The sequence below is a fragment of the Microbacterium sp. NPDC058342 genome, assembly GCF_042723935.1.
In the GTDB taxonomy this organism is placed as follows: Bacteria; Actinomycetota; Actinomycetes; order Actinomycetales; family Microbacteriaceae; genus Microbacterium.
In genome coordinates this window covers 456319-482341 of record NZ_JBHXID010000002.1, presented here as the reverse complement: position 1 = coordinate 482341, position 26023 = coordinate 456319, and the positions used below count along the sequence as shown (strand labels likewise).

Genomic DNA, 26023 nt, shown 5'->3' with positions numbered 1-26023 from the left:
ATATCTGCCGAGTACTCCAGCTTGACCGGTGCGGGCCTGCACGAGAACTGCACCGGGCGTTCCGCAGAAACGAAGAAACCCCCGATCACTCGGGGGTTTCCATGGCGGTGACGGTGGGATTTGAACCCACGGTAGGGGGTTACCCTACACAACTTTTCGAGAGTTGCACCTTCGGCCGCTCGGACACGTCACCGTCGTCCAGCTTACGACACCGAGCGGGCCGCGCGCCAATCGAGCGCCCGCACCGACATGCGGATCGACCACGCTCCGAACCTGAGTGTTCCCTGGGAACCCGACCGCGGCCGCACGTCGGCCGGTTACGGTGCTGGGAGCGCTCCCACAAGGCCGTGGGGCGCGCGGGACAGAGGTTCCGAGGACAACCTGAAAGGAAGTCACACCTCCATGTCGAATCAGATCTCACCGCCACGCAGGCGCACAAGAGCCGCCGTCGTCGGCCTGCTCGCCGCGGCCGCGACCGCACTGGGCCTGGCCGCGGGCACCGTGCCGGCGACAGCGGCATCCCCCATCAGGCCGGCCGCCGTCTCGGCCTCGAAGATCCCCCTGACGATCTCCAACAACTCCGGGCAGGGGCCCGCCTACATCTACATCCTCGGCACCAACCTCGACACCGGCGAGATGGGCTGGGCGGATGCCCAGGGCAACTTCCACGCCTGGCCGCACACCGGCGAGGTCCCCGTCTCGGCTCCCGACGCCTCGATCGCCCAGATCGGCGCCGGCCAGTCGCAGACGATCTCGATGCCCAAGCTCTCCGGCCGCATCTACTACTCCTACGGTGAGAAGCTCGACTTCAAGATCGTGCTCGACGGCCGGCTCGTGCAGCCGGCAGTGCACACCGCGGGCGACCCCAACCGCGACAAGCTGTTCAACTGGACCGAGTACACGCTCAACGACGACGGCCTGTGGATCAACAGCACCCAGGTTGACTTCTTCTCCGCGCCCTATCAGGTGGGCTTGAAGAAGCAGGACGGCACGGTCATCAGCACCGGCCGCCTGAAGACCGACGCGTACAACGACTTCTTCGCCAAGCTCGAGGCGCAGCCGGGCTGGGGAGGGCTCATCCAGCGCGACGCGAACGGCCGCATCCTGCGCGCCCACTCCCCCGGGCACGGCGTCGACTCCGGCATGATCAGCCCCAGCACGATCACCGGATACGTCGACCAGGTCTGGGAGAGCTACCGGAACCGCGACGTCATCATCACCCCGTTCGCCCACGAGCCGCAGACCCAGTTCTTCGGTCGCGTCAACGGCGACCGCTGGGTCTTCCGCAACACCAGCGGGGCCGAGGTCGCCTCCTTCCCCAAGCCCAGCGCCGCGTCGGTCTACGGATGCGCGGGCGACCTGTTCGCCCCCAACGACCACGTCGTCGGCCCCATCGCCCGCACCCTGTGCTCGGGCCTGATCCGGCAGACGCTGCTCGACAACCCGAACCAGCCGGCCACCGACGCATCGACCTTCTACCAGGGCGCGTACGCCAACCACTACGCACGCCTGGTGCACGAGGCGATGGTCACCGGAAAGGCCTACGCCTACGCCTTCGACGACGTCGGCGCTCACGAGTCGCTCGTCCACGACGGCAACCCGGCCCAGGCCTACATCTCCCTCGATCCGTTCACCGGCAGCGCCACGCCCATCGGTCAGGAGGACGCCTCCGCCCCGCCGGTCAACGGCGGCGGCGACAACGGCAGCGGCAGCGGCGCGCTGCCCACGGGGACCGGCCCGATCGGTCTCGGCAGCTTGTGCCTCGACGTCCCCTGGGGCGACCCGACCCCGGGTGTCCAGGTGCAGGCGGCGAACTGCTACGGCAACGACGCGCAGCGCTGGACCCGCGGCTCGGACGGCACCATCCGCGCACTCGGAAAGTGCCTGGATGCGCGCGCGGCCGGCACGACGAACGGCACCGTCGTGCAGATCTGGGACTGCAACGGCACCGACGCCCAGAAGTGGAGCTACGACTCCGCTGCCCAGGCGCTGAAGAACGGCGTCTCGAACCTGTGCCTCGACGCCACGAACGGCGTCACCGACGGCTCCCCCGTGGCGCTGTGGCAGTGCCACGGGGGCACCAACCAGCGATGGACGCTCTGACCGTCGCACTCCGCTGATCTCCCCGCCCCGGAGAATCGGCCCGGCCCCGGGCTCGGCAGCGTCCTCAGCGGACGCACCGAACCCGGGGCCGGCACACGTCAGCGCGCGGAGGCGCCCCAGCTCTGCGAACCGCCAGGCTCACTCACCCGCTGCGGCACTCCCCACGGATTGTCGTCGCGCAGCGGCGCCGGCAACAGCTCCTGCGGCGCATCCTGGTAGGCCACCCCGCGCAGGAAGCGGGTGATCGCCGCCGTGCCGACGCTCGTGCCGTCACTCGTCGTGGCCGGGTAGGGCCCGCCGTGCTGCATCGCCGGAGTCACCGAGACGCCGGTGGGCCAGCCGCCGAACAGCACGCGCCCGCTCGTCTCGGCGAGCGCCTCGACCAGCCCCGCCAGCGACCCGTCGGCCAGCTCGTCCGCACGCGCGTGCACGGTCGAGGTGAGGTTGCCGGGGAACAGCTCCGCGTGCAGGCCCGGGAGCGCGCCGCGATCCGTGTACCGCACGATCACCGACAGCGGACCGAACGACTCCTCCAGCAGCGCCTCGCGGTCGGCCAGCAGCGTGTCGACGTCGACCGCGACGACCGTGGGCGTCGCAAGCACCTGCCCGTCGCCGTCGGCGCGCGTCTCGCCCTCGCACAGCACCGTCACGCCGTCCGCACCGAGCACGTCGGAGCGTCGCTGCGAGAACGCCCGCCCGATCCCGGGGTTCAGCAGCCGGTGCTCGGTCACGGCGGACGCGGCACCGGCCACCGGGGACAGATCGGCATCGGCCGGGACGAACAGGAAGCCGGGCTTGGTGCACAGCTGGCCGGCAGAGCCCGACACCGAGGCGACGAAGCCGTCCAGCAGCGCGGCATCCGCATAGGTCGCGTACACGGGGTTCACGCTGCCCAGCTCGCCGAAGAACGGGATCGGCACCGGACGGGACGCCGCGATGTCGGCCAGCATCCGCCCGACATGCGTCGAACCGGTGAACGCGCCCGCGCGGATGCGCTCGTCCTTCAGCAGTGCGACGCCGTTCTCCTGACCGGCGATCGACTGGAACACGCCCTCGGGCATCCCAGCGCTGCGGAGCGCCTCGATGACGACGGCGGCCGTGCGACGGGACAGCTCCGGATGCCCGGAGTGCGCCTTCACGACCACGGGACATCCTGCCGCCAGCGCCGCCGCGGTGTCGCCGCCGGCGACCGAGAACGCGAACGGGAAGTTCGAGGCCGCGAAGTTCAGCACGGGGCCGACCGGCTCCAGCATCCGCCGCACATCGGGGCGCGGTCCGATGACGTACTCGGGGTCGGCGAGGTCGATGCGGGCGTCGAGGTAGCCGCCGTCGACGATCGTGTCGGCGAACAGCCGCAACTGCCACGAGGTGCGCCGCAGCTCGCCGGTCAGTCTCGCCTCCGCCAGTCCGGTCTCGCGCATGGCGATCGGGATGAGCTCTCCGCCGGCGGCATCCAGGGCGTCGGCGACGGCGACGAGCGCTGCCGCGCGCTCGCGGGGGGTGGTGCGGGCGAAGGGCCGCGCGGCGGCGGATGCCGCGGCGGCGATCTGGTCGATGGTCTGATTCTCGGTCACGTCTGTCTCCTGGTGGTCTGGTTCGCGCGGGCGCAGGGTCTCAGAACACGAACCCTTCAGGGAACGGGTCGTGCTCGTCGAGCAGGTACTGCGCGAGCCCGGTCACCCAGGCTCGTCCGGTGATGGTGGGGATCACGGCAGGGCGGTCCCCGACGGTGGTCTCGCCGACGATCCGTCCGGTGAACGCCGTGCCGATGAAGGACTCGTTCACGAACGGGGCATCCAGGGCGAGCTCGCCGCGGGCGTGCAGCTCGGCCATGCGCGCGCTGGTGCCGGTGCCGCAGGGCGAGCGGTCGAACCAGCCCGGGTGGATCGCCATGGCGTGGCGGGAGCGGACGGCATCCGATCCCGGCGCGATGAACTCCACGTGATGCACGTGGTTCGCGCCCTGCAGCACCGGATGCACCGGCGGCGCCTGCTCGTTGATCGCGTCCATGATCGCAAGCCCCGCGGCGAGGATGTCGTCCTGCCGCGCGCGATCGAAGGGCAGGCCCACCTGGTCGAGGTCCACGAGGGCGTAGTAGTTGCCGCCGAACGCCACCGAGTAGGTGATCTCGCCGATTCCGGGCACGTCGATGCGCTCGTCGAGTCGGTCGACGAAGCTCGGCACGTTCTCGATGGTGACGTCCACCGCGCGACCGGCCTCCACGCGCACGCGGGCGATCACGAGGCCGGCCGGCACATCCAGGCGGATCTCGGTGACCGGCTCGGTCACCTCGACCATCCCGGTCTCCACCAGCACGGTCGCCGCGCCGATCGTGCCGTGGCCGCACATCGGCAGGAACCCGGACGCCTCGATGAACACGATCCCCCAGTCCGCGTCGTCCCGCGCGGGCGGCTGCAGCAGCACGCCCGACATCGCCGCGTGACCGCGGGGCTCGTTCATGAGGAAGCCGCGCAGGTGGTCGAGGTGCTCCATCGCGTACAGGCGTCGGTCGTTCATGGTCGCCCCGGGGATGCGACCGACGCCGCCGGTGACGACGCGCGTCGGCATCCCCTCCGTGTGGGAGTCGACGGCCTGGATGGTGCGGCGAGCGCGCATCAGCTGCCTCCGTTGCAGATGGGGATCCGACGGGGATGCCGGCGCGCGGCATCCCCGTCGAGCATTGTCACACGCGTCACGCGACCACGGCTGAGCGAGCCGCGAGGGCCGCGAGCGCGCGCTCGGTGTCGGCCGTGACCTGGGCGTGCTGCTCCGCGGAGAGCGGGCCGCGCGGGGGCCGGGTCGGTCCTCCGTACGAGTTGCCGCAGATGTCCATCGAGAGTTTGATCGCCTGCACGAACTCGGTGCGCGAGTCCCAGCGGAACACCGCGACGAGCTGCTCGTACAGTGCCCGCGCCTCCTGCCAGCGGCCCTCGGTGAGCAGGTCGTACAGCTCGACGGCCTCACGCGGGAAGGCGTTCGGGTAGCCGGCGAACCAGCCGACGGCGCCATTGACCATGAGCTCGAAGAGCACGTCGTCGGCGCCGGCGATGATGTCGATGTCGCACAGCTCCTTGATCTCGTAGACGCGGCGCACGTCACCGGAGAACTCCTTGATCGCGACGACCTCGGGGATCTCGGCGATCTTCGCGACGAGCGAGGGCACCAGGTCGACCTTGGTGTCGAAGGGGTTGTTGTAGGCCATGATCGGCAGGCCGACCTTCGCGACCTCCTGGTAGTGCGCGATGATCTCGCCCTCGTTGGCGCGGTAGATCGTGGGCGGCAGCAGCAGCACGCCGTCGGCGCCATCCTCGCGGGCGATCTCCGCCCAGTGCCGGGCCTGGTGGCTGCCCACCCCGTGCACGCCCGCCACGACGATGCCGCGTCCGTCGACCGCGTCGACCGCGACCTGGATCACCTTGCGGCGTTCCTCGTCGGTCAGCGAGGAGTATTCGCCCAGCGAGCCGTTCGGGCCGACGCCCCGGCATCCGTTCGACATCAGGAAGTCGACGTGCTCGCCGAACTTGTCGTAGTCGACGGCGAGTCCCGCCGGGGCCGACGCGTCTTCCTTGAACGCGAGGGTGGTGGCGACGACGACGCCGCCGAGGTCCATGCTCTTCTCAGTCATTGCTCTTGTTCTCTTTCTGCGGTGTTGGGGTGGGATGACCGGTGCGCGGCGAGCTCGCCGATGCGCACCGATGACAGGACGGGGCGCCGATCGAAGCCGGCCGGGGTGCCGGCGATGTCCTCGACGCTGTGGCCGCAGGTGCGGCCCTGGCAGGGGCCGAGACCCGCTCGGGTGGCGAGTCTCATGCCGCGCGACGACACCCGCGCGTACTCGGCGATCACGCCGGCCGTGGCCCCTTCGCAGCGGCAGACGATCGTGTCGTCGTCGAGCCAGGCGGTCCAGCCGGGTCGGATGGCATGGGTGGCCAGGCGCTCGGCGAAGGCGCGCATGCGCCGGCGGGCGCGCTCCGGCGCGCGCAGGCGGGGGTCGGATGCCGGGATGCCTGCGGCGGCGAGTCCGGCGATCTCGCCTTCGGCGAGCGCGGCATCCGCTCCTCCGATGCCGGTGATCTCACCGGCCGCGTGAACGCCGGGAACGCTCGTGCGCTGTCGGCCGTCCACGCGCACGAAGCGCTCGGGCGTGATCTCGCAGCCGAACTGGATCGCCGCCTCCAGCCGAGGGGTGAAGCCATGGCCGAGTGCCACCGCGTCGCAGTCGACGGTGCGCTCCGTGCCCGCGACGGGCCGCCAGCTGCGGTCGATGCGCTGGACGGTGACGGCCTCGACGGAACCACCGCCGTGGATGCGCGTGACGGCGCTGCCGAGCCGGTAGGGAGTGCGGCACGCCACCAGCGTGCCGAGGTACGACGCCAGCTCACCCGCCTTGCCCGCGGCCGCCGTCAGCTCCCACGGGCGGCGGCCCCAGCCTGTCAGCAGGGTACGTGCGGAGGCAGCTTCGACGATCGCTGCGACCTGGCCGCCCAGGATGGAGATGCTCTGCGCCACTGGGAGCAGGAAGGGGCCTGCACCGGCGACGACGGTGCGCGTGCCCAGCGCGACGCCGTCGCGCTTCGCGAGCGCCTGCACGGCTCCGGCGGAGGTGACGCCGGGCAGCGTCCACCCGGGCACGGGCAGCACCCGGTCGTGCGCGCCGGTGGCGAGCACCACGGCATCCGCTTCCAGCGTCTCGCCCTCCCGCCGCGCGGCGTCGACCGGACCGAACAGCGCGTGCACGCGCAGCGGCGTGCCGGCCTCCACGCGCCACACGCTCGCCGAAGACAGCATCCGCACGTTCGCGAGAGCCTTCTGCAGGTCGCCGAACCGGCCGAGCTGATGCTGCAGGCGGGCATCCGTGAAGGCCGGGTGGTGGCGCCAGAACTGACCGCCCATGCGCTCGCCCTCGTCGACGACGACGACGTCGGCTCCGGCCTGCGAGGCGGATGCCGCGGCGGCGAGGCCCGCGGGCCCGGCGCCGATGACCACGATGCGCGTCATGCCCGCACCTCCCGCTCGACGCTGTCGCCCTCACAGGCGGTGCGCTGGCAGGCGCGGACGCCCTCGACGCCGTTGACGGTCACGACGCAGTCCTGGCAGATGCCGATGCCGCAGAAGATCCCGCGCTCGGCACCCGCCGCGGTGCGCCAGGTGCGGTGGCCGTTCGCGAGGAGGATGCCGCCGATGCTCTGTCCGTCGCGGCCCTCGAGCTGCTCCCCGTCGAAACTGATCCGGATGCTCATGCCGCGACCTCCTCGGGGCATCCCGTCGCTCCGGGTCGCGATTCGCCCCGGAATCCCCGGCGGCCCAGAGCCCCAGGTCGCGATTCGTCCCGGAATACCGGCGGGAAAGCGGGACCAACTGCGACCTGGGCGGCAGAGGGGGATGCCGAAGCGGGACCGACTGCGACCTGGGCGGCAGAGGCGGATGCCGAAGCGGGACCGACTGCGACCTGGGCGGAAGAGGAGGATGCCGAAGCGGGATGGATCGCGAGCTGCGGATCGCGGACGTCGACCGTGGCGTTCACGCTGCCGCCCCCTCTCGGTCAGCGCCCTGCAGGGTCGCCCGCGACGGCAGGAACGGAGCGGGATCCAGGGGCGCGGGCGCACCGAGCACGGCGTGCGCGATCAGCGCGCCGGTGGTCGGGGCCAGCCCGATGCCCGCGCCCTCGTGTCCGGCCGCATGGAACAGCCCGACGACCCGGGCATCCGCTCCGATCGCGGGAAGGTGGTCGGGGGCATACGGACGGAACCCGAAGTACGTGCGCAGCAGCATGGTGTCGCGCAGGAACGGGAACAGCCGCGTGGCCTTGTCCGCGATCTCGGCCAGCGGCGCCAGGAGCCCTTCGGCGGAGAAGCCCACGCGTTCGCGACTCGACCCGATGAGCACGGTTCCGCCGGGGGTGGACTCCACGACCGTGGAGGTCTGCAGGGCGGCGTCGCCCGAACCGACCGCGCCGACGTAGTCGGCGTCGTACACCTTGTGGAACACGCGCTGCGGCATGGGTGCGGTGACGAGGATGGTGCCCCGGCGCGGACGGATGTCGAGGACGGAGCCGAACAGCGCCGCGGCGTCACCCGCCCAGGGGCCCGCGCAGTTCACGACGGCATCCGCGTCGATGCGGCCCTCCCGGGTGAGCACGCCGCGCACGCGGCCGGATTCGACGATGCCGCCGGTGACCTCGGTGATGCGCAGTTGCGCGCCCAGATGCCGCGCGCGGGCGAGCATGGCCTGCGTGGCGAGGCTGGGCTGCACCTGCGCGTCGTCCGGGTAGTGCACGCCGAGCGCGATGTCGGGGACCAGGTGCGGCTCGGCCGCGCGCAGCGCCCGCTCATCGAGGACGTCGGCGCGGATGCCGATTCCCCGCTGCGTGGCGGCGAAGCGCTCCAGCGCCTCGGCGCCCCCGTCGAAGGCCACGACGATGCCGCCCTTGGCCTCGAACTCCGTGGCGGGCTGGCCCGGGACGCGGTCGGAGTCGAGCCGCTGAGCGAGCTCGCGCCACGCACGGTTCGCCTCGACGGCCATGAGCGCTTCGGCACCCGGCTCCTTGTCGGAGACGAGGATGTTGCCCTCGCAGCGGCTGGAGGTCTCGCCGGCCACACCGGTGCGCTCGAGGACCACCACCTCGGCACCGGCCTCGGCGAGGGCGAGCGCGCAGGCGGCACCGATCGCGCCCGCGCCGATCACGATGATCCGCATCCGCTCCTCCTCTCGACCAGGTGTACCGCGTGACATATTACTCCGGAGTCGAGGGAAGCGCCACCCGGCCAGAGCAGCGCTTCCCTCGGCTCAGCCGCCGAGGTAGGCGTCGATCACGCGGGCGTCCGCGGCGAGCTCCGCCGCGGGCCCTTCCAGCGTCGCGCGGCCGGTCTCGACGACGTACGCGCGGTCGGCGATCTTCAGCGCGGCTCGCGCGTTCTGCTCCACGAGCAGCACCGTGGCTCCCTGCGCGTTGACGGCCTGGATGGTCTCCATGACCTGCTTGACCACCAGCGGCGCCAGCCCCATCGACGGCTCGTCGAGCAGCAGCAGCTTCGGCCCGCCGATGATGGCGCGGCCGATCGCGACCATCTGCTGCTCGCCACCCGACAGGGTGCCGCCCTGCTGCCTGCGGCGCTCCGCGAGGCGGGGCATCAGCTGATACACCTGGTCCACCCGCTGTGCGATCAGCTTCTGATCCCGCACCGTGTAGCCGCCGAGCAGAAGGTTCTCGTGCACGGTCATGGTCGAGAAGATCCGGCGCCCCTCGGGCACATGGATGAGCCCTGCCGACACGATGTCCCACGGCTTGGCGGTCGCCAGATCCCTATCGCCCCAGCGCACCGTCCCCGACTTCGGGCGCACGAGGCCCGACAGCATGTTCATGGTGGTGGACTTGCCGGCACCGTTGTTGCCGAGCAGGCACACGATCTCGCCCTCGCGCACCTCGAAGCTCAGGCCGCGCAGCGCGTGCACCCGGCCGTAGTAGACGTCCGCGGCGTCGACGGTCAGCGTGCTCATGAGCGCTTCCCCTTCTTGGTCTTGTCCAGCGGCGTCTCATCCAGCAGCGACAGATCCACCGTGCCGGTCTGCAGCTTCGTCCCGTCGAGCGGCTCGTCCTCGACGCCGAGGTAGGCCTCGATCACCACCGGGTCGTTCTTGATCTGCTCGGGCGTTCCCACGGCGATCTCCTTGCCGTAGTTGAGCACCACGATGCGCTCGGCCAGCTCCATGATCAGCCCCATGTCGTGCTCGATGAGCACGACGGCGACGCCCAGATCGCGGATGCGGCGGATCAGCTGCATGAGCGACTGCTTCTCGTTGAAGTTCAGCCCCGCCGCGGGCTCGTCCAGCAGCAGCAGCCTCGGCCCGGTGGCGAGCGCGCGCGCGATCTCGACCCGGCGCTGCTCGCCGTACGGCAGCTGGGTGACGTAGAGGTTCTCATCGTCGGTGAAACCGACGAAGTCCAGCCAGCCGCGCGCCTGCTCGGCGCACTCGCGCTCGGTCCGGCGATAGCCCGGCGTGTGCAGCAGTGTCGCCCAGAACCCCTCCCGCAGATTCGCGTGCATGGCGGTCTTGACGTTGTCGAGCACGCTCAGTTCGCGGAACAGCCGCAGGTTCTGGAAGGTGCGCGCCATCCCCCACTTGGTCACCCGCGACGGCAGCACCCGGTAGAACCCGAAGCTCTGCAGCAGATCGACCAGGCGCAGCCTCCGCCAGATCGACGGCGCCTCGCGCACGATGTCCCTGCCGTCGAACACCACCGAGCCCGAGGTGGGCAGGTAGAAGCCCGAGATGCAGTTGAACGCACTGGTCTTTCCCGCACCGTTCGGGCCGATCACCGCGAGGATCTCCCCCGCCTCGACCGAGAAGCTCAGCCCGTCGACGGCCTTCACGCCGCCGAACTGCAGACGGAGGTCCTTCACATCCAGCAGAGCGCTCATCGGTCCCCCTCCCCCTCGACGGTCTCCAGGTCCTCGTTCGCGGTCGCGGGCGGCACGGCCATGAACCCCGCGGTCGGCGGTGGGACGGGCTTGTGCTTCTTCAGCCACGGCAGGATCGCGGTGGACGGCCACAGCCCCGACGGGCGGAACAGCATGGCGACGACGAGCAGCACACCGAAGATGAGGAAGCGCCACTCCGCGAAGTCGCGCAGCAGCTCTGGCGCGAGCGAGACGAACAGGGCGCCGATGATCACGCCCGGCGTCGAGCCCATGCCGCCGAGCACCACGGCCATCAGGATCAGCGCCGAGTACAGGAACTGGAAGCTGTTCGGGCTGATGGCCGACAGGTGCGTGGCCATGAGCTGACCCGCCACACCCGCCCAGACGGCGCCGATGATGTACGCCGTGATCTTGGCGACATAGGTGTTGATGCCCATCGCCTCGGCCGCATCCTCGTCGTCGCGCACGGCCTTCCATGCCCGGCCGAGCTTGCCCTTGGCGAGCCGGCCCGCGCCGATCACGCCGACGAGCACGACCACGATCGCGACGAAGTAGTAGAACACCACGCGCTGGGGGAACTCGATGCCGAGCACGGTGAAGCCGTCTGCGAAGCTCCAGTCGCCGAACTGCCACGTGGGGATGCCGTGGATGCCCGACGGGCCCCCGGTGATGTCGAGGTTGTTCGCGGTGATGCGGATGATCTCACCGAACCCGAGGGTGACGATGGCGAGATAGTCGCTGCGCAGCCGCAGGGTCGGGGCGCCGATGATCACACCCGCCAGGATGCACGCCAGCACGGTCGCCGGCAGCGCCGCCCACATCGGCCACCCGACCACCGTGGTGAGGATTCCCGAGATGTATGCGCCGACGGCGAAGAAGGCGATGTACCCCAGATCGAGGAGCCCGGCGTAGCCGACGACCACGTTCAGGCCCATGCAGAGCATGACGTAGATGAGAGCGCTGGTCGCGATCGACATGGTGTACCGGGATGCGTCGAGGAAGGGCAGCACGGCCAGCAGCACGACGGCCGCGACGCCCAGTGCCCGCAGGAACCCCTGATTGGAGGTGAACATGCCTCCGGGAGCGGCCGGTCGGTCGAACAGCGGGGAGGGCGCGCGCAGCGCGGAGTCTCGCGTCTTCATGGAGCGGGACATGTCACATCCTCTCGACGACGCGGGCCCCGAGGAGCCCCGTCGGCTTGAAGGTGAGGAACAGGATGAGGAAGGCGAACGAGAACACGTCGCGCCACTCGCCGCCGAACCAGGCGGCGCCGAAGGACTCGAGCAGTCCCAGCAGCAGGCCACCAAGCATGGCGCCGTAGAGGTTGCCGATGCCGCCGATGACCGCGGCGGTGAACGCCTTGAGGCCGATGATGAATCCCATCAGGAAGTCGATCGACCCGTAGTAGGCGCCGGCCATCACGCCCGCAGCTCCGGCGAGTGCCGATCCGATGAAGAACACCGTCGCGATCACGCGGTTGACGTTGATGCCCATCAGCTGGGCGCCCTGCGGGTCGAGGGCGATCGCACGCATGGCGCGGCCCTGCCTGGTGCGCTCGACGATGTGCGCGAGCACGAGCATGAGGGCGGCGGCGATGACGACGAGCACGATCTGCGCGGCCGTGATCCGCATGCCCGCGAACGAGAAGCCGGTGGACTCCAGCCGCACGGGGAACGCCTCGGGATTGGGGCCGAAGATCTGGCGCACCGCGTACTCGAGGGTGAAGGAGACGCCGATGGCCGTGATCAGCACGGCCAGTCGCGGGCTCTTGCGCAGCGGCCGGTACGCGATGCGCTCGATGCCGACACCGATCAGCCCGGTCGTCACCATCGAGAGCAGCAGGATGACCAGCAGCAGCGGGATCGACGACTCGTTCGAGATGCCGAAGGCCGAGAGGGTCGCGAAGCCGGCGAAGGCGCCGAGCATGTAGATGTCGCCATGGGCGAAGTTCAGCAGCTTGATGATCCCGTAGACCATGCTGTAGCCGAGCGCGACAAGGGCGTAGAACGAGCCGACGATCAGGCCGTTCCAGATGAGTTGCATCACTGCGGATGTCCTTCCGCGTCACAGGACGCCGATGCGGGTGGGGCGGCGACCGCCCCACCCGATCGGGTCAGCCCTGGAGGTCGTCCTCGAGCACGAAGTCACCCGTGGCCGGGTCGATCCCGACGATCACGAAGCCGCCGCCCGAGAGGGTGTGCTCCTTCGTGAAGGTCAGCGGGCCGGCGAAGGTGTCGAAGTCCTTCAGGCCCTCGAGCGCCGAGACGACGTCGTCGAAGTCGGTGCCGCCTGCCTCCTTGATCGCCTCGGCGACCACGCGGACCGCGTCGTAGGACTGCGTCGAGTACGGGCCGGGCTTGCCGCCGGCCAGCTTCTCGTAGTCGGCGATCCACGAGTCGGCGCCCTCGATCATGTCGGGGGTCTGCGTGAAGGTGCCGAGGACGTGCTCGGTGTAGCCCTTGCCCGCGATCTCGGCGAACTTCGCGTCGACCGAGCCGTCGCCGACGAGGAAGTCGCCCTCGTATCCGGCATCCGTCGCCTGGCGGACGATCAGGCCGCCCTCCTGGTAGTACCCCGTCCAGTACACGAGACCGGGCTGCGCGTCGGAGAGCTGCGTGGCGACCGAGGCGTAGTCGTTCTCGCCGGGGGTGACGGTGGCTTCGAAGGCGACCGTGAGCCCCTCGGCCTCGGCCTGCTCGACGAAGGAGGCGGCGAGGTCGGCGGAGTACGACGTGGCGTCGTCGATGACGGCGACCTCCTCCGCTCCGATCTTCTTCGCGTAGGTGACGGCCGCCTGGGCCTGCTGCGTGCCGGTGCCGTTGATGAGGAAGACGCCGGGCAGGTTCTGGCTGACCAGCTCGTTCGAGTTGGCCGCGGGGATGACCATGGGGATGCCGGCCTCGTCGAAGATGGGCAGCGTGGGCAGCGTCGCGCCGGAGCAGTAGCCGCCGACGGATGCCACGATGCCGTCGGTGACGAGCTTGTTGGCGCCCGAGACCGCGGTGGTCGCATCGCACGCGTCATCTTCGACGACCAGCTCGAGTTCGCGGCCGTCGATGCCGCCGTCGGCGTTGATCTCGTCGATGGCGAGCTGTGCGCCGTTCTTCATGTAGTCGCCGAAGGCCGACTCGCTTCCCGAGAAGGGCGCGAGCATGCCGAGCTTGATGGGTCCGTCGCCGCTGCCGGAGCCGCCTGCGTCGTCGGAGCCGAGACCGCCGGAACAGCCGGCGGTGAGGATGATGGCGCCGATGGCGGCGGCGATGGACAGTGTGCGCCGGATGCGCGGGGTGCGGGTGTGCATGGATGGTCCTCCTGGATGCCTCATTGCATGTGCCACGGGATAGCACGTGACACATTACTCAGCGAGAGGACCGAGCGGAACCCATCGAGACCGATCCGTGACCGAGGCGGCCCGAGTGGCCGGTCGAGACCGAGGCGCGATCAGCCCTCGTCACGTCCGCTCCACACCCCGCCGACGTGCCGGATGTGGCGGCGCATCAGCTCTTCCGCATCCGCTCCGCGCCCCGCCACGAGCAGGTCGACGAGCTCCGCGTGCTCGAGGGCTGTGGAGATCAGGGCATCCGATTCGGCCAGCTGCACAAGGCCCAGCAGCCGCGTCTGCTGCCGCAGCTCGCGGACGGTCTCGACGAGTTTGCCGTTGCCCGTGCACTCCAGGATGCGCAGGTGGAACTCGGTGTCGGCGGCGAGGTACTCGTCGAACCGCCCCGTGCGGGCGGCGGAGACGATGCGGTCGGCGACGGCCCGGAGGTCGGTCTCGGTGGCGGCGTCGAGCGCGCCGGCCACGGTCCGCATGGGCGGTGCCTCGAGCAACATCCGCACCTCGGTCAGTTCGCGCAGTTCGTCGGGCGAGACCTCGGTGACCTCGAAGCCGCGGTTGCGGATCGGACGCAGGAATCCGCGGCGGGCGAGATTGAGCATCGCCTCGCGCACCGGGGTGGCGCTCACGCCGAAGTCGCCCGCCAGCGTGGGCACGGTGAGCACCTGCCCCGGCGGGATCTCGCCCGAGACGATGCGCGAAGCCAGCTGCGCCTCCACCTGCTCGCGCAGACTCTCGGCGGGCGAGAGCAGCGTCGTGAAGCCGCTCATCGCTCACCCCGGCAAAGAATGGTCATGCGTCATATGGTACTGCGCGCGTCGGGTCGAGCGTGCGCCCGCGGCCCATGCGCACCACGCGATCGACCGCCCCCTCGGGCGGGGGCACGTGCGAGATGAGGATCATGGTCTGATCCCCCGCGGCGCGGAGCAGATCCTCCAGCAGTGCGCGGGATGCCTCGGGGTCCACGCCCGCGGTCGGCTCGTCGAGCACGAGCACGGGGAAGCCGCGCAGCAGTGCTCTCGCCAGCGCGATGCGCTGCGCCTGGCCGCCCGAGACCAGCGCACCGCGGTCGCCCACGCGCGCATCGAGCCCACCGCGCTCGCGCGCCCAGTCCGCCAGGCCGACACGGCCGAGGGCTGCGAGCAGCTCGTCGTCGGTGGCCGTGTCGCGGGCGAAGAGCAGGTTCTGCCGCAGATCCTCGTCGAACAGGGTCGGCGTCTGCTCGCACAGCCCCACCGTGCGCCTCAGCTCCGGTCCGGGGATGCGGTCGGCGTCCCTGCCGTCCACGGAGTACTCGCCGTCGTGGCGGAGGAACCCGGCGAGCACCGCCGCGAGTGTGGACTTGCCGGCTCCGCTCGGGCCCGTCACCAGCACGCGCTCGCCCGGCGCCGCATCCAGATCGACGCCGACCAGGGTGGGCACGGGCGACCCCGGCCAGGCGGCCTGGACGCCGCGGAGTCGCAGCCCTCGCACGGCGAGGCCGTCCGGAGCGTCCGTGACTCCCCGTGCCGCGACGCGGCTCGGCGCAGCAACGTCCTGCGCGATCGGCAGGACCTCGTCAGGACGCACCTGCGCGGGAAGGGCAGCGGGCGCCACCGCGGCGATGCGCGCAGCGCTCGCACGCACGCCGCGCCACGCGGACGCCGCCTGCGGCACGACCGCGAACACCTCGAACACGGCCATCGGCAGCAGGACGGCCACGGCGAACCACGCGGCATCCCGAGCACCGCCGTCGGTGCCGGGCACAGCGGCGGCGAGCGCCCACATCGACGCCGTCCCGGCTGCCACGGACACGATCGCCGCCGACGCGGCCTGCGCCAGCGCCGCGCGGGTGACGGTGCGGCGCAGCCGGGCATCCGCCACCCGGATCCGCTCGCGGGAGGAGTCCTCGGCGCCGTAGGCGATGAGCACGTCGAGACCGGTCAGGTGATCGACGAGGGCACCCGTGAGCTCGGCGCGCCGGCGCGACACCTCGCGCTCGGCGCGGCCGCCCAGCATCCAGCCGACCAGGATCGCGCCGGCGACCGCCAGCGTCAGGCAGATCGCGAGCGCGAGTGACGCTGCGGGCGAGATCAGCGCCATCGCGCCGACCGCGAGCACGGCGACCACGATGCCGGTGACGAGGGGCTGCGCGACCCGCAGCGGCAGGTTCTGCAGGCCCTCGACGTCATCGACGAGCGCGGCGAGCACCTCGCCCCGGTCGGTGCCGGCTAGGCCCGCGGGCGAGAGCGGGGTGAGCCTGCGCACGACGCCCGCTCGCAGGCTCGCCAGCTGCCGCAGCGCCGCGTCGTGCCCGGCGAGCCGCTCGAGATAGCGGAAGACCGCCCTCGAGACGGCGAAGAACCTCACCCCGACGACCGCCACCGACAGCGGCACGAGCGAGTCGACGATCGAGGCGCTCACGATCAGCCAGCCGCTCACGAGCAGCAGGCCGATGGCCGCACCGGCGGAGAGGACTCCGGCGACCAGCGCCGGCAGGAACCGTCGCGCCGGCGGCATCGCCTGCCGCAGCATGTCGCGGACCTCGGGCCGCAGGAGGCTCATGCGGGCACCCCCAGGGCGACGATCTCATCGGCGATGACGCGGGCGGAGCGCCGGTGCGAGACGAGGAGCACGGTCGCTCCGGCATCCGCGGTCGTGCGAAGCGATGCCCACAGCTCCGCCTCCGTCGCCTCGTCGAGTGCACTCGAGGGCTCATCGAGCGCGAGCACGCGCGATCCGCATCCCAGCCGGTACAGCGCCCGCGCCACCGCCACTCGTTGCGCCTGGCCGCCGGAGAGCCCGGTGCCCTGGACGCCGAGCCGATGCCCGGGGTCGAGCTCGGCGGCACCGGCGCGCGCCAGGGCGTCGCGCACGCGTCCGAGATCCGGCTGGGCGTCGCCGAGGGCGACGTTCTCCGCGATCGTCCCCCGCATGAGCGCAGGGTGTTGCCCCGACCAGGCCAGCCACGCCGAGGGCGGCAGAGCGCGCACGTCGTCGCCGTCCACGGAGGCAGCGCCCTCGAAGGGCACCGCGCCGCGCAGCGCCGCGAGCAGGCTCGACTTTCCCGCGCCGCTGGGACCCTCGATGAGGGTGATCGTGCCCGGTCGGGCGGTGAACGACACCGGCGGCAGATCCCTCACGCGCAGGTCGCGCACCGTGAGGGTCGCGGCGTCCGGCGCGGATGTGGCGCGAACGGTCGCCTCCGCGCCGGGGATGCGACCATCCGCGCCACCTCCGGCGGCACCGGGGGTGGAGTCGAGCACGGCGAACACCTGCTCCGTGGCGGCGACGCCCTCCGCCGCCGCGTGGAACTGCACGCCCACCTGCCGCAGCGGCAGGAAAGCCTCGGGGGCGAGCAGCAGCACGAACAGCCCGACGCCGAGCGAGAGCTCGCCCGACAGCAGCCGGAACCCGACGGCGACGGCGATGAGGGCGACCGCCAGCGACGACAGCAGCTCCAGAGCGAACCCGGACAGGAACGAGAAGCGCAGCACGCGCATCGTCTCGGCGCGATACTGCTCGGCCGTCTCGTGCGTGCGCTGCGCGGCACGGCGCTCCCGCCCGAAGATCCGCAGCGTCGACAGTCCCTGCACCGTGTCGGCGAAGCGCGCGGCCAGCTGCTGCAGCACGGCCAGCTGACGGCGCTGCACGCTGCGGGTGGCGAGTCCGATCAGCACGAGGAACAGCGGGATGAGCGGCAGCGTCAGGGCGGCGGTCAGTCCGCTGGGCCAGTCGGTGAACCACATCACCGCGACGATGGCCGGCGTCGCGATCACGGTGAGCACCAGCTGCGGAAGATATCGCGAGAAGTAGGGATCCAGCGCGTCGAGCCCGTGGCCGGCGGTCACGGCCAGTGCGGCACGGTTGTGCCGGGCGAGCCAGCCCGGGCCTCGGATGCCGATCGCGGCGATGAGGTGCTGTCGCAGCTCGGCGCCGGCTCCCGCGGCGGCGCGCAGGCCCCAGGCCTCGGATGCCCAGAGCAGCCCACCCCGGGCGAAGACCACGAGGGCGATCAGGCCGAGCCGCTGGGCATCCACCCCGTTCCCGCCGGCGATGGAGGTGATCGCGTCGGCGAGCAGCCACGAGAAGCTGATCGTCACCGCCGTCTGGGCGAGGGCGATCAGCGCGGATGCCGCCAGGAAGCGGCGCGCGGACGGCGCGCGGCGCAGCAGCCGGGGATCGACGGGCTTCATGACCGTGGTCTCATGCGTGGGCCGGCGCGGTCTCGATCGAGCGGCGGGTGACCCGCTTGCGGAACACCCAGTACGTCCACGCCTGATACGCGATCACGAGGGGAAGGGCCACGAGAGCCGTCCAGCTCATGATCTGCAGCGTGTACGGGGTGCTGGACGCGTTCTCGATCGTCAGGCTGTTCGCGTCGGCGATGGTCGACGGCAGCACGGACGGGAACAGCGCGGCGAAGAGCATGACCACGGACGACAGCACGGTGACCGCGCCCGCCGCGAACGCACGGCCGTCGCGACCGCGCAGCGCGAACAGCGTCGAGGCGATCAGGGCCGCCGCCGCCATCGCTCCCGCGGCGACCACGATCCACAGCAGGGGCGCTTCGCGCCCCGCCGCCAGGGCGATCGTCCACACCACGGCGCCGGCGGCGACCGGCACCGTGGGCAGGGCGGCCCGTCTGGCCAGGCGACGGGCGTCCGCCTGCACCCGGCCGTCGGTCTTCAGCGCGACGAAGTACACGCCGTGCAGGAAGAACAGCAGCAGCGTCGTGACGCCGACCAGCAGCGCGTAGGGGTTCAGGAGCGTGAAGAATCCGCCGATGTGCACGTGGTGCTCGTCGAGGGGGATGCCCTGCACGATGTTGCCGAACGCGACGCCCCAGAGAAAGGCGGGCACGGCCGATCCGATCACGATCATGCGGTCGAAGCGGGCCTTCCACTGCGCCTGCGGGCGCTGATGCCGGTACTCGAACGACACCCCGCGCAGGATCAGGGCGAGCAGGATGATCAGCAGCGGCAGGTAGAACCCGCTGAACAGCGAGGCGTACCACTCGGGGAACGAGGCGAACAGGCAGGCGCCCGCGACGATCAGCCAGGTCTCGTTGAGGTCCCAGATCGGCCCGATGGTGTTGATCACCTGCCGACGCGAGACGTCGTCCCTGCCGAGGAACGGCAGGGTCATGCCGACACCGAAGTCGAAGCCGTCGAGCACGAAGTAGCCGACGAAGAAGAACGCGATGAGCCAGAACCAGAGGTACGAGAGATCCATGTCCGTCCTTCCGCTCAGTAGACGACCGAGGGCGCCGGCACCGACGCGTCTGCGGTCTCGCTGGTGTCGGGTCCCTTCTGGGCGGCCCGCACGATCAGGCGGACCTCCACCACGGCGAGCGCGGCGTAGACGGCGGTGAACGCGATCAGCGAGATGAGCACGTCCACGCCGTTCATCCCGGGCGAGACGCCGTCCCGGGTGGACATCAGGCCGAAAACGATCCAGGGCTGGCGGCCCATCTCGGTGAACACCCAGCCGACGATGTTCGCGCCCAGCGCGAGGGGGTGCGACCAGATCGCGATCTTCCACATCCAGGCGGCGACCGGCTTCTTCGCGTTCTTGCGCGTGACCCAGAGGCCGGCGAGCGCGACCAGCGCGTGCGCGATGCCCAGGCCGATCATCCAGCGGAACGCCCAGTACGTGATCCACAGCACCGGTGCGAAGTTCGTGATGCCGAGGTCGGCGTACGTCGTGGCGTACTCGGCGTTGAGATCGTTGATGCCGTGGACGCACGAGTCGAGGGAGTGCGTCGACAGCAGCGAGAGCAGGTACGGCACCCGGATCGAGAACAGCTCCGAGGTGCCGTCCGGAGTGCCGAGCGTGAAGAGGCTGAACGACGCGTCCGCACCGCAGACGGTGTCGAAGGTGGCCTCGGCCGCCGCCATCTTCATCGGCTGGGCGGCGTACATCGCGAGCCCGAGCTGATCTCCGGAGAGCACGACGCCGGCGGTGGATGCCAGCATCCCCCACAGGCCGAACTTCAGCGACACCCGCATGGTGTCGACGTGCTGACCGCGGGCGAGGTGCCAGGCAGAGACCGAGATGATCACACCGGCGGCGAACATGAACGCGCCGAAGATCGTGTGGGGGAACGCGGCGAGCGCGACGGGGTTGGTCAGGAGAGCGGCGAAGTCGACGAGCTCGGCGCGGTTCGTGACCGGGTTGTACTCGTAGCCGACCGGGTTCTGCATGAACGCGTTGGCGGCGATGATGAAGTACGCCGACAGGATGCTGCCGATCGACACGCACCAGATGGTGGCCAGATGCAGCTTCTGGGGGAGGCGATCCCAGCCGAAGATCCACAGACCGATGAAGGTCGCCTCGAAGAAGAACGCCAGCAGCCCCTCGAAGGCCAGCGGTGCGCCGAAGACGTCGCCGACGAAGCGGGAGTAGTCCGACCAGTTCATACCGAACTGGAACTCCTGCACGATGCCGGTGACGACGCCCATGGCGAAGTTGATGAGGAAGATCTTGCCGAAGAAGCGGGTGAGGTGCAGGTAGTGGATCCTGCCGGTGCGCACCCAGGCGGTCTGGAAGATCGCCGAGACGGTGGCCATGCCGATCGTCAGCGGCACGAACAGGTAGTGATACACGGTCGTCAGACCGAACTGCCAGCGCGACAGCACCAGCGGATCGAGCCATTCCATGCCTTGCTCCTCGCTCTCATCCGGAAGAGGTGGGGCGCGGCGCTGCGCGGGCTGCGGATCGGACTGTGAGGAGCCCGCCGCCTGCTCTGCCTCCATTATCAGCTCGCGTCGCCCGCCCCCAGTGGCCACGGGCCGCGGAAAAGGCCCGATGACGATAGGAATGCCGGATGCCGTCGATAGCCGGGGCGCATGGCCGGCGCCCCGGTGGCACGCTTCTGCGGCGCACCGATGTCCGGGGTCGCGGATAGCCTTGCCTGCATGGCCACCCGTCGACCTGCACCGCCCGCCTTCGTCTGCACCGAATGCGGCTGGACCACGGCCAAATGGGTGGGGCGGTGCGGCGAGTGCCAGCAGTGGGGAACCGTTCAGGAGCAGGGTGCGAGAACCGGCCTGACCCGGCAGACCGAGGCGGTCGCGCCGGTCGCGGAGCGTGCTGCCCGACCGATCACGCAGGTCACGACGACGGATGCCCCGCGCCGCACCAGCGGCGTGGGCGAGTTCGATCGCGTGCTGGGCGGCGGGATCGTTCCGGGGGCGGCCATCCTGCTCTCCGGCGAGCCGGGCGTCGGCAAGTCGACCCTCCTGCTCGAGGTCGCGGCGTCCACCGCCCGCGCGGGCCGGCGCGTGCTGTATGCGAGCGCCGAGGAGTCGCCCGCCCAGGTGCGCCTGCGCGCCGAGCGCACCGGCGCGCTGCACGACGAGTTGTACCTGGCGAGCGAGACCGACCTCGCGACGATCCTCGGACACATCGACGAGGTCCGGCCGGATCTGGTCATCGTCGACTCGGTCCAGACCGTCTCGTCCGGTCTGATCGACGGTGCGGCCGGGCAGCCCAGCCAGGTGCGCGAGGTCGCGGCGACCCTCATCCGCATCGGCAAGGACCGCGGCCTGCCGGTGATCATCGTCGGTCACGTGACCAAGGACGGCCAGGTGGCGGGGCCCCGCGTGCTCGAGCACCTGGTCGACGTGGTGTGCCACTTCGAGGGCGACCGGCAGACCGCGCTGCGGTTCATCCGGGCGCTGAAGAACCGCTTCGGCCCCACCGACGAGGTCGGGTGCTTCGAGATGACCGGCGCCGGCATCGCCGAGGTGCCGGACCCCAGCGGACTGTTCCTGTCACAGGGCGCGGCCGAGCCCGGCACCTGCGTGGCGATCGCGATGGAAGGACGGCGTGCCCTGCCCGTCGAGGTGCAGGCGCTCACCATCGAGTCCGGCGCCCCCAACCCGCGACGGGTGGTGCACGGCCTGGACTCGTCGCGGGTCGCGATGGTGCTCGCCATCCTCGAGCGGCGGGCGGGGATCTCCACGTCGAAGCTCGACGTGTACGTGTCGACCGTGGGCGGCGTGCGCTTCACCGAGCCCGCTGCGGACCTCGCGATCGCCGTGGCCGTCGCGGGCTCCATCCGGCAGATGTCGGTGCCGCGCACGGTCGCCGCCGTGGGAGAGCTCTCGCTCGCCGGCGAGATCCGGCCCGTGACCCAGGCGGCGCAGCGCCGCAGCGAGGCCGCCCGGCTCGGCTACCAGCAGGTCGTCGACGATCGCTCCAAGACGCTGCGATCGGCGCTCAGTGACGTGCGCTCCCGCATGACGGAGCGCCGCGCCGACGACATCCCGCCGTTCTAGGCATCCGCGCGCGGGAGGCCGCAGATTCGCACCTGCAGGCCGCCCGCGCGAGACGCGGTGCTCACACCTCGAGAGCCTTCAGCAGTTCCGTCGGCGGCGCCTGCATGGGATGCGGCCCCGCGATGTCGAGGAACACGGTCGTGATCGCGTCCCGGTGCGTGGTGAGGAACGCGCGCAGCCAGGCCGGCGAGTACACGCCCACGCCCGGGGGGAGGTTGGCGGGCTTGTTCTTCGCATCGCTGAAGAGCAGGAGTGCGACATCGCCGGTGGCCGGATCGCGGTAGGTCCACACCTCGCCGCCGTCGAGCGGGTTGTCACGAGGACCGGGCTTGATCAGCGGGACGACCGTGTTGCCGTTGCGCAGCGCCAGAGCGACGGCCGCCATGTCCTGCTTCTCGAGGGCCAGGGCCAGGGCCTCGGAGCGGAAATCCTGGGGTGCGGGGCGCTTGGCGCCTGCCCTCTTCTTCGCCATGTTTCCAGCTTAAGAGTGTGGGGCCCTCTCGAGTCCTCCATTGGGGACTGGGGTACTCGAGAGGGCCCTCTGGTTCTCGCGCGGTGATCGTCGAAGCGCTGGGGACGCTGGAATCGACACCACTGGGGATGGCTTCACCGCATGGTTCGGAGAACCAACCTCCATGGTATCCCAAAATACCGGTGCTCGGCAGAGGATACCCGGACTCCGTACACCATTTGTCGACTCAGCGCAGGAAGATCTGCCGGGAGGTCTCGCTCTCGAAGCCCCCGATCGCCACGGACACGTGGTACGAGGCTCCGCCGCCCGGCGCGCGGGGCCGGTTCTTCTGCTCGCAGGTGTCCACCGATGAACGGGTGCGATCCCAGACGACGGGATCCGCGCTGCTCACGGTGGTGCCGGCCTTGAGGGTGACGATCATGTCGCTGGGATCGCTCTGGCAGTCGGTCGAACGCCACCACACGTCCTTGCCGCTGGTGACCGTGAACCTCTGCGTGCTCGAGCCGACGTTCATCGTGCAGTCCTCGGTGCTCCTGCTCGTGAGCGTGATCGACAGCTTCGGCAGCGCGCCGGCCGCGTACGACTCGGCATCCGTCACCGCCTTCACCTCGACGTCGCCCGCCTCGCACGCGACCAGTCCGGGGGTCTCCGAGGGATCCGGAGCCGGTGAGTCGGCACCGGCCGTGGGCGCGGGCGCCGAGCCCGTGGGTGCGGGCGCCTGCTGCGTGGAGCTCGGGGCCGGGGCCGGGGCCGGGGCGCTCCAGGGCTGCGCGACGGCGAGCCACACGCCGCCCGCGATCGCGGCGATCGACACGATCAGCAGCAGCACGACCGCGAGCCGCCGGCGGCGGTACACGGCGGCGGAATGACGGGGCATGCCTCCAGGCTAATTCAGCTGCTTGAGCATCCTGGTGTTGCCGAGCGTGTTCGGCTTGACGTGCGCCAGGTCGAGGAACTCCTCCACGCCGGCGTCCCCGCTGCGCAGCAGCTGGGAGTACACGTCGGCGTCGACGATCTGCTCCCCGATCGGCGAGAACCCGCGACGGACGAAGAAGTCGGTCTCGAAGGTGAGGCAGAACAGGCGCGACAGCCCCAGGCCACGCGCACGGCGCTCGAGATCCTCCACGATCGCGCGGCCGACGCCGTGGTGCAGCCAGTCGTCGCGGACGAGCAGCGTGCGCACCTCGCCGAGGTCCTCCCACATGACGTGCAGGGCGCCGCAGCCGATCAGCACGCCGTCGGCCTCGGCCACGACGAACTCCTGCACGGCGCCGTACAGCACGGCGAGGTCCTTGCCGAGCAGGATGCGCTGCTCGACCAGCGGCGCCAGAAGGGCGTGGATGCCGGTGATGTCGCCGCTGCGCGCGGCGCGCACGATGTAGTCGCTCACGTCGTCCAGCCTAGAACCGGGTTCCTGTGCGACCGCTCCCCTCGCGGGGGGGGACTCAGATCGTGACGATCACGTCGTCACCGTCGACCCGCACCGGCACGGGGCGCAGGCCCACCTGCCGGTCGGCCGGATGCTTGCCGGTGAGCACGTCGAACTCGAAGCCGTGCCAGGGGCAGACGATGTTCCGGTCGGTCGGGTGATGTCCCGGCCCGCCGCTCTTGAGTCCTCCCTCGCCGCGCACGAGCTGCACGGTCCTCGGCATGGTCTTGCCCTGGCAGACCGGCCCGCCCTGATGGGGGCAGACGTTGTACCAGGCACGCACCTCGTCGGCGTGGAAGTACAGTCCGAACTCGGTGCCGTCGACGTCCAGCACGATGCGCTCCCGCTCCCGCAGGTCGCTCAAGCTGGCCACCACGACCTCGCGGCGGATGATCTGCGCGGTCATTGCGCTCTCCGGTACCAGATGGCCATGTCGAAGAGGTTGACGTCAGCGGCGTCGAGCAGCGCGGTGACCAGCACCACGGTCTCGGTGGCGTTCAGCGCATCCTCGCGGATCGGCCAGGCGATCTTGCCCACCCGGTCCTGCTTGGCGGAGAACAGCCGGGCCGCGGCGTACAGCACGTCGGCGATGTGCTCGTCGGCCACCTGCGCGCCGAGCTCCTGCTCGGTCACCTGGCGGGTGAGGTCGCCGAGCCGGGCGACGAGGCCTTCGAGCTCCGCGAGCTCGGGGGTGGTTGCGGCGTCAGTCATCACGAGACTCCCGGTCGGTTCTGGAGCACCTGTTCTGCGGTGGGCTTCTGTCGGTCGGTGGGGAGGTTGAACACCCGCGCGGCGTTCAACCCGAGGATGTTGCGCTTGGCCTGATCGGACAGGAACGGCAGACGGGTGATCGTCGACGGCGCGTCCCAGTCCCAGTGCGGCCAGTCGGAGGAGTACAGCAGCTGCGTCTCGGCGTTGAACGACTTCATGGTCGCCTCGAGCAGCTCCATGTTCGTGCGCTCCATCGGCTGCGTCGTGTACCACATCTCCTTCATGTACTCACTCGGCAGGCGCTTCAGGCCGGGTGCCTCGCTGGGCCGCATGAGCACCTCGTGATCGAGGCGCTGCATCAGGAACGGGATCCACGCCAGCCCGCTCTCCACCCACACCATCTTCAGCTTCGGGAACCGCTCGGGCATGGCGTTGATGATCCAGTTCGTGACGTGGATCTGGTTGTAGTGCGTGAACGACAGGGCGTGCATCGACAGGAAGCGGTTCAGCTGCGCGAACGACGGGTCGCCCCAGTGGTAGCCGGAGTGGAACGCGAGCGGCTTGCCGCTGTCCTCGATGAGCTTGTACAGGCGCGTGTACACGTCGGAGTGCACCGGGTTGTTGCGTGTGGAGCAGACCGTGTAGCCGATGATGCCGGGGTCGTCCGCGTACTTCTCGACGAGCTCCTCGCACACCTCGGGGGTGTTGTACGGCAGGTAGAGCATGCCCTTCAGACGCGGGTTCGGGGGCAGGATGACCTCGGTCAGCCAGCGGTTGAACGCGCGCCCGAGGACCACCTCGACCTCGTCCTGCGGGTGCATGCCCAGCAGGAGCATGGCGCTGGGGAACACGACCTGGTAGTCGAGTCCCATCGCATCCATCCCGCGTCGGGCCGCGGTGACGAACGGATGCCCCTCCCCCGGCTCGACCGGCTCCTTGCGACCCTGGTGCCCGATCCTGCCGCCGACGCTCTGGTGCGACATGCCCGGCTGGATGTTCAGCAGCGCGTTGGCGCCACCGAATCCGGCGTGCTGCTGCAGCCCGATCTGCTTCCAGACGTCGTTGTCGATGAGATCCAGCACCTCGCCCCAGAAGTGGTCCTCGGAGACGTGGGCGTCGATGTCGACGATGAAGTAGTCGTCATAGCTCTCCTGCGCCTGCTTGGTGGCGTGCGCGAGGACGTCGCGGGTGTCGGAGCGCCCGCCGATCTCGGCGAGCTCGCGGATGCGCGGCGCGTCGGAGCGGGGGGTGGGCAGATCACTCATGGTGTTCCTCTCGGATCGGGCG

General features: G+C 70.5%; 24 protein-coding genes and 1 tRNA gene. 2 read left to right on the top strand and 23 right to left on the bottom strand.

The genetic code is table 11. The features are described from left to right. Positions 1 to 102: 102 nt before the first annotated feature. Positions 103 to 193 (bottom strand) — tRNA-Ser (locus tag ACFWHT_RS12145). A gap of 209 nt (positions 194 to 402) precedes the next feature. Between ACFWHT_RS12145 and ACFWHT_RS12140 the strand changes: the two genes are divergently transcribed. After that, positions 403 to 2103 (top strand): beta-1,3-glucanase family protein, encoded by a 1701-nt coding sequence (locus tag ACFWHT_RS12140; RefSeq protein ID WP_378828827.1) that lies wholly within the window; start codon positions 403 to 405, stop codon positions 2101 to 2103. A 98-nt stretch (positions 2104 to 2201) separates the two neighbouring features. Here ACFWHT_RS12140 and ACFWHT_RS12135 read toward each other — a convergent pair whose 3' ends face one another. From ACFWHT_RS12135 to ACFWHT_RS12060, 16 genes are all read right to left on the bottom strand, one after another. Next, positions 2202 to 3677 carry an aldehyde dehydrogenase (NADP(+)) gene (locus tag ACFWHT_RS12135; RefSeq protein ID WP_378828825.1) on the bottom strand — a complete coding sequence of 492 codons (1476 nt, stop codon included), beginning with the start codon at positions 3675 to 3677 and terminating at the stop codon, positions 2202 to 2204. A 40-nt stretch (positions 3678 to 3717) separates the two neighbouring features. Beyond that, positions 3718 to 4719: a proline racemase family protein gene (locus ACFWHT_RS12130; protein ID WP_378828823.1), complete on the bottom strand. Its 1002-nt coding sequence runs from the start codon at positions 4717 to 4719 to the stop codon at positions 3718 to 3720. Positions 4720 to 4795: 76 nt separating this feature from the next. Then, positions 4796 to 5728 (bottom strand): dihydrodipicolinate synthase family protein, encoded by a 933-nt coding sequence (locus tag ACFWHT_RS12125; protein ID WP_378828821.1) that lies wholly within the window; start codon positions 5726 to 5728, stop codon positions 4796 to 4798. Next, entirely contained in the window at positions 5725 to 7101 is a 1377-nt protein-coding gene (locus ACFWHT_RS12120; RefSeq protein ID WP_378828819.1) for an FAD-dependent oxidoreductase, read from the bottom strand. Before ACFWHT_RS12120 ends, ACFWHT_RS12125 begins: the two co-directional genes overlap by 4 nt. After that, positions 7098 to 7343, bottom strand: a complete 246-nt coding sequence (locus ACFWHT_RS12115; protein WP_378828816.1) for a (2Fe-2S)-binding protein — start codon at positions 7341 to 7343, stop codon at positions 7098 to 7100. The genes ACFWHT_RS12120 and ACFWHT_RS12115 overlap by 4 nt, the downstream gene beginning before the upstream one ends. A 280-nt stretch (positions 7344 to 7623) precedes the next feature. Continuing rightward, on the bottom strand, positions 7624 to 8799 hold the full coding sequence (locus tag ACFWHT_RS12110; protein WP_378828814.1) for an NAD(P)/FAD-dependent oxidoreductase: 1176 nt from the start codon (positions 8797 to 8799) through the stop codon (positions 7624 to 7626). A gap of 90 nt (positions 8800 to 8889) precedes the next feature. Beyond that, the gene (locus ACFWHT_RS12105; protein ID WP_378828812.1) at positions 8890 to 9600 is read right to left on the bottom strand and encodes an ABC transporter ATP-binding protein; all 711 of its coding nucleotides are present in this window, start codon (positions 9598 to 9600) and stop codon (positions 8890 to 8892) included. Then, on the bottom strand, positions 9597 to 10523 hold the full coding sequence (locus ACFWHT_RS12100; protein ID WP_378828810.1) for an ABC transporter ATP-binding protein: 927 nt from the start codon (positions 10521 to 10523) through the stop codon (positions 9597 to 9599). The genes ACFWHT_RS12105 and ACFWHT_RS12100 overlap by 4 nt, the downstream gene beginning before the upstream one ends. After that, entirely contained in the window at positions 10520 to 11677 is a 1158-nt protein-coding gene (locus ACFWHT_RS12095; RefSeq protein ID WP_378828808.1) for a branched-chain amino acid ABC transporter permease, read from the bottom strand. Before ACFWHT_RS12095 ends, ACFWHT_RS12100 begins: the two co-directional genes overlap by 4 nt. Before the next feature lies 1 nt (position 11678). Beyond that, positions 11679 to 12566: a branched-chain amino acid ABC transporter permease gene (locus tag ACFWHT_RS12090; RefSeq protein ID WP_378829490.1), complete on the bottom strand. Its 888-nt coding sequence runs from the start codon at positions 12564 to 12566 to the stop codon at positions 11679 to 11681. A gap of 70 nt (positions 12567 to 12636) precedes the next feature. Beyond that, on the bottom strand, positions 12637 to 13824 hold the full coding sequence (locus tag ACFWHT_RS12085) for a branched-chain amino acid ABC transporter substrate-binding protein (RefSeq protein WP_378828806.1): 1188 nt from the start codon (positions 13822 to 13824) through the stop codon (positions 12637 to 12639). Positions 13825 to 13964: 140 nt separating this feature from the next. Further along, on the bottom strand, positions 13965 to 14630 hold the full coding sequence (locus ACFWHT_RS12080; RefSeq protein ID WP_378828803.1) for a GntR family transcriptional regulator: 666 nt from the start codon (positions 14628 to 14630) through the stop codon (positions 13965 to 13967). A gap of 22 nt (positions 14631 to 14652) precedes the next feature. Then, the gene (cydC, locus tag ACFWHT_RS12075; protein WP_378828801.1) at positions 14653 to 16404 is read right to left on the bottom strand and encodes a thiol reductant ABC exporter subunit CydC; all 1752 of its coding nucleotides are present in this window, start codon (positions 16402 to 16404) and stop codon (positions 14653 to 14655) included. Next, positions 16401 to 18035 carry a thiol reductant ABC exporter subunit CydD gene (cydD, locus tag ACFWHT_RS12070; RefSeq protein ID WP_378828799.1) on the bottom strand — a complete coding sequence of 545 codons (1635 nt, stop codon included), beginning with the start codon at positions 18033 to 18035 and terminating at the stop codon, positions 16401 to 16403. The genes cydC and cydD overlap by 4 nt, the downstream gene beginning before the upstream one ends. A gap of 10 nt (positions 18036 to 18045) precedes the next feature. After that, complete coding sequence (cydB, locus tag ACFWHT_RS12065; RefSeq protein ID WP_378828797.1) at positions 18046 to 19074, bottom strand: cytochrome d ubiquinol oxidase subunit II; 1029 nt, start codon at positions 19072 to 19074, stop codon at positions 18046 to 18048. Between the two features lie 14 nt (positions 19075 to 19088). Continuing rightward, a complete protein-coding gene (locus ACFWHT_RS12060; RefSeq protein WP_378828795.1) occupies positions 19089 to 20501 on the bottom strand; it encodes a cytochrome ubiquinol oxidase subunit I in 1413 nt (470 codons plus the stop codon). 258 nt (positions 20502 to 20759) lie between these two features. Between ACFWHT_RS12060 and radA the strand changes: the two genes are divergently transcribed. Then, positions 20760 to 22124: a DNA repair protein RadA gene (gene radA / locus ACFWHT_RS12055; RefSeq protein WP_378828793.1), complete on the top strand. Its 1365-nt coding sequence runs from the start codon at positions 20760 to 20762 to the stop codon at positions 22122 to 22124. A gap of 61 nt (positions 22125 to 22185) precedes the next feature. Here radA and ACFWHT_RS12050 read toward each other — a convergent pair whose 3' ends face one another. From ACFWHT_RS12050 to ACFWHT_RS12025, 6 genes are all read right to left on the bottom strand, one after another. Continuing rightward, positions 22186 to 22596 (bottom strand): dehydrogenase, encoded by a 411-nt coding sequence (locus ACFWHT_RS12050; protein ID WP_378828791.1) that lies wholly within the window; start codon positions 22594 to 22596, stop codon positions 22186 to 22188. A gap of 226 nt (positions 22597 to 22822) precedes the next feature. Continuing rightward, positions 22823 to 23473 carry a hypothetical protein gene (locus ACFWHT_RS12045; RefSeq protein WP_378828789.1) on the bottom strand — a complete coding sequence of 217 codons (651 nt, stop codon included), beginning with the start codon at positions 23471 to 23473 and terminating at the stop codon, positions 22823 to 22825. Positions 23474 to 23482: 9 nt separating this feature from the next. Then, the gene (locus ACFWHT_RS12040) at positions 23483 to 23986 is read right to left on the bottom strand and encodes an amino-acid N-acetyltransferase (RefSeq protein ID WP_378828786.1); all 504 of its coding nucleotides are present in this window, start codon (positions 23984 to 23986) and stop codon (positions 23483 to 23485) included. 55 nt (positions 23987 to 24041) lie between these two features. Further along, entirely contained in the window at positions 24042 to 24431 is a 390-nt protein-coding gene (locus ACFWHT_RS12035; RefSeq protein ID WP_378828784.1) for a Rieske (2Fe-2S) protein, read from the bottom strand. After that, positions 24428 to 24736: a hypothetical protein gene (locus ACFWHT_RS12030; RefSeq protein WP_378828782.1), complete on the bottom strand. Its 309-nt coding sequence runs from the start codon at positions 24734 to 24736 to the stop codon at positions 24428 to 24430. Before ACFWHT_RS12030 ends, ACFWHT_RS12035 begins: the two co-directional genes overlap by 4 nt. Beyond that, the gene (locus ACFWHT_RS12025; RefSeq protein WP_378828780.1) at positions 24736 to 26001 is read right to left on the bottom strand and encodes an amidohydrolase family protein; all 1266 of its coding nucleotides are present in this window, start codon (positions 25999 to 26001) and stop codon (positions 24736 to 24738) included. The genes ACFWHT_RS12030 and ACFWHT_RS12025 overlap by 1 nt, the downstream gene beginning before the upstream one ends. Between the last annotated feature and the right edge of the window lie 22 nt (positions 26002 to 26023).

Coding starts and splice junctions, on each gene's coding strand:
- radA (WP_378828793.1), top strand. CDS start 20,760: ATGGCCACCCGTCGACCTGCACCGCCCGCCTTCGTCTGCACCGAATGC.
- ACFWHT_RS12105 (WP_378828812.1), bottom strand. CDS start 9,600: ATGAGCACGCTGACCGTCGACGCCGCGGACGTCTACTACGGCCGGGTG.
- ACFWHT_RS12130 (WP_378828823.1), bottom strand. CDS start 4,719: ATGCGCGCTCGCCGCACCATCCAGGCCGTCGACTCCCACACGGAGGGG.
- ACFWHT_RS12115 (WP_378828816.1), bottom strand. CDS start 7,343: ATGAGCATCCGGATCAGTTTCGACGGGGAGCAGCTCGAGGGCCGCGAC.
- ACFWHT_RS12060 (WP_378828795.1), bottom strand. CDS start 20,501: ATGGAATGGCTCGATCCGCTGGTGCTGTCGCGCTGGCAGTTCGGTCTG.
- ACFWHT_RS12035 (WP_378828784.1), bottom strand. CDS start 24,431: ATGACCGCGCAGATCATCCGCCGCGAGGTCGTGGTGGCCAGCTTGAGC.
- ACFWHT_RS12025 (WP_378828780.1), bottom strand. CDS start 26,001: ATGAGTGATCTGCCCACCCCCCGCTCCGACGCGCCGCGCATCCGCGAG.
- ACFWHT_RS12125 (WP_378828821.1), bottom strand. CDS start 5,728: ATGACTGAGAAGAGCATGGACCTCGGCGGCGTCGTCGTCGCCACCACC.
- ACFWHT_RS12045 (WP_378828789.1), bottom strand. CDS start 23,473: ATGCCCCGTCATTCCGCCGCCGTGTACCGCCGCCGGCGGCTCGCGGTC.
- ACFWHT_RS12120 (WP_378828819.1), bottom strand. CDS start 7,101: ATGACGCGCATCGTGGTCATCGGCGCCGGGCCCGCGGGCCTCGCCGCC.
- ACFWHT_RS12090 (WP_378829490.1), bottom strand. CDS start 12,566: ATGCAACTCATCTGGAACGGCCTGATCGTCGGCTCGTTCTACGCCCTT.
- cydC (WP_378828801.1), bottom strand. CDS start 16,404: ATGAGCCTCCTGCGGCCCGAGGTCCGCGACATGCTGCGGCAGGCGATG.
- ACFWHT_RS12110 (WP_378828814.1), bottom strand. CDS start 8,799: ATGCGGATCATCGTGATCGGCGCGGGCGCGATCGGTGCCGCCTGCGCG.
- ACFWHT_RS12030 (WP_378828782.1), bottom strand. CDS start 24,736: ATGACTGACGCCGCAACCACCCCCGAGCTCGCGGAGCTCGAAGGCCTC.
- ACFWHT_RS12050 (WP_378828791.1), bottom strand. CDS start 22,596: ATGGCGAAGAAGAGGGCAGGCGCCAAGCGCCCCGCACCCCAGGATTTC.
- ACFWHT_RS12085 (WP_378828806.1), bottom strand. CDS start 13,824: ATGCACACCCGCACCCCGCGCATCCGGCGCACACTGTCCATCGCCGCC.
- ACFWHT_RS12140 (WP_378828827.1), top strand. CDS start 403: ATGTCGAATCAGATCTCACCGCCACGCAGGCGCACAAGAGCCGCCGTC.
- cydB (WP_378828797.1), bottom strand. CDS start 19,074: ATGGATCTCTCGTACCTCTGGTTCTGGCTCATCGCGTTCTTCTTCGTC.
- ACFWHT_RS12080 (WP_378828803.1), bottom strand. CDS start 14,630: ATGAGCGGCTTCACGACGCTGCTCTCGCCCGCCGAGAGTCTGCGCGAG.
- cydD (WP_378828799.1), bottom strand. CDS start 18,035: ATGAAGCCCGTCGATCCCCGGCTGCTGCGCCGCGCGCCGTCCGCGCGC.
- ACFWHT_RS12100 (WP_378828810.1), bottom strand. CDS start 10,523: ATGAGCGCTCTGCTGGATGTGAAGGACCTCCGTCTGCAGTTCGGCGGC.
- ACFWHT_RS12095 (WP_378828808.1), bottom strand. CDS start 11,677: ATGTCCCGCTCCATGAAGACGCGAGACTCCGCGCTGCGCGCGCCCTCC.